Below are 1,530 nucleotides of genomic sequence, written 5' to 3' on the forward strand. Positions count from 1 at the left end.
GCGTCGTCCAAGGCAGCGCGGCGGCTCACCAGCTCGCCGCCGGCCTTCTCGGCGTCGGCCAGCGCATTGCGGGCGGCATCCAACGCATGCTGTGCGTCGCGGCCGGCCTGGCGCGCATTGCGCTCGGCCTCGCTTGCCTGGCGCATCGCCTGCTCGGCGCGCGCCAGCGCCTCCTCCGCCTCGCGCACGACGCGCGTCGCCTGCACGGCTTCGGCATCGAGCTCGGCCAGTCGATTCTTCTGCGCCAGCCGCAGCGCGGCGGCAGTCGGCGCGTCGGCGCTAGCGGTGAGGCCATCCCAACGCCAGAGCGCGCCATCGCGGCTGACCAGCCGCTGGCCAGGAGCCAGAAGCGCTTGGAGCCGGCGACCGTCGGCGGCTTCGACAACGCCGGTCTGCGCCAGGCGGCGGGCGAGCTGCGACGGCGCATGCACCACGCTTGCCAGGCTCTTCACACCCTCGGGCAATACGGCATCTCCCGGCTGAACCGCACTTTCGCCCCAATGCACCGGGGCGCTGCGGTCGAGCGGGACGTCGAGGTCCTCGCCGAGCGCCGCGCCAAGCGCCGTCTCATAGCCGCGCTCGACGCTGATCTGTTCAAGCACTGAAGGAAAAAGATCGCCGCCGCTGGTGGCGTTGAGGATTTTTGCCAGCGTGCGTGCTTCGGTCTCGATGCGCGCCAGTTCCGCCCTGGCATCCTGCAGCGGAGGCCTTGCGGCGCTTTCGGCCGCGCGCGCCTCGGCGACGGCCTGCTCGGCTGCGATGGCGCCGGCCTCGCTCTCTTCAAGCCTGGCCAGCGCATCCTCGACCAGCAGCCGCTTTTCAGCGGGATCCGGCAGCCCGGAAATGCGCGCGACGATGTCGGAAAGCTCGCGGTCGACGTCGGCGAGCTGGCGGGCGAAGCGGTCGCGGCGCTCGGCTGTTTCGCGCAACGAGCGCTCGATCTGGTGGCGCGAGGCCGCCGCCTCGGCGCGCTCGGCGGTCAGCGCGGCAAGTCTTGCCTCGCTCTGCGACAGCGTAGCACCTGCCTGCTCGAAAGCGGCGCGCGTGGTCGCCTCGCGCTCGGCGGCGCCGGCATTTTCCGAATTGAGCTCGGCTTCCTCGACGCGCAGGCGCTCGAGGATATCGGCATTGTCGCGCACCATCCGCTCCTCGCGGGCGATGTCGGCGTCGAGCTGCTGCAGACGGCGTTCGAGCTCGGTCTGGCGGGCACGGATGCGGCCGGCCTCCTCCTCGATCTGCGTCTTGGCGATCGACAGGCGCTGGAAGGCGGCGGCCGCGGCGGCTTCGGCGTCGCGCAGGTCCGGCAGCCGGTGCGCGGCGATGCCCTGCTCCCTGGCGGCGGCCATCTGGGCGGCGGCGCGGTCGCCGACCAGCGTGGTGGCGACGGCAAGCGCGGAGCGCGCCTCGCCTTCCTGGGTCTTTGCCAGCGTCCAGCGCAGATGCAACAGCGTCGCTTCGGCCTTGCGGATATCGGCCGACAGGTTCTTGAAGCGCGAGGCCTGGCGCGCCTGGCGCTTCAGGCTTTCGATC

1 pseudogene is annotated in these 1,530 nt (G+C 71.8%); it reads right to left on the reverse strand.

What is annotated here, in order from left to right:
• A pseudogene (locus EOA24_RS37590) lies at window positions 1–1,530 on the reverse strand (chromosome segregation protein SMC); the annotation flags it as partial.

It is taken from the genome of Mesorhizobium sp. M2A.F.Ca.ET.039.01.1.1, assembly GCF_003998035.1.
GTDB lineage: Bacteria > Pseudomonadota > Alphaproteobacteria > Rhizobiales > Rhizobiaceae > Mesorhizobium.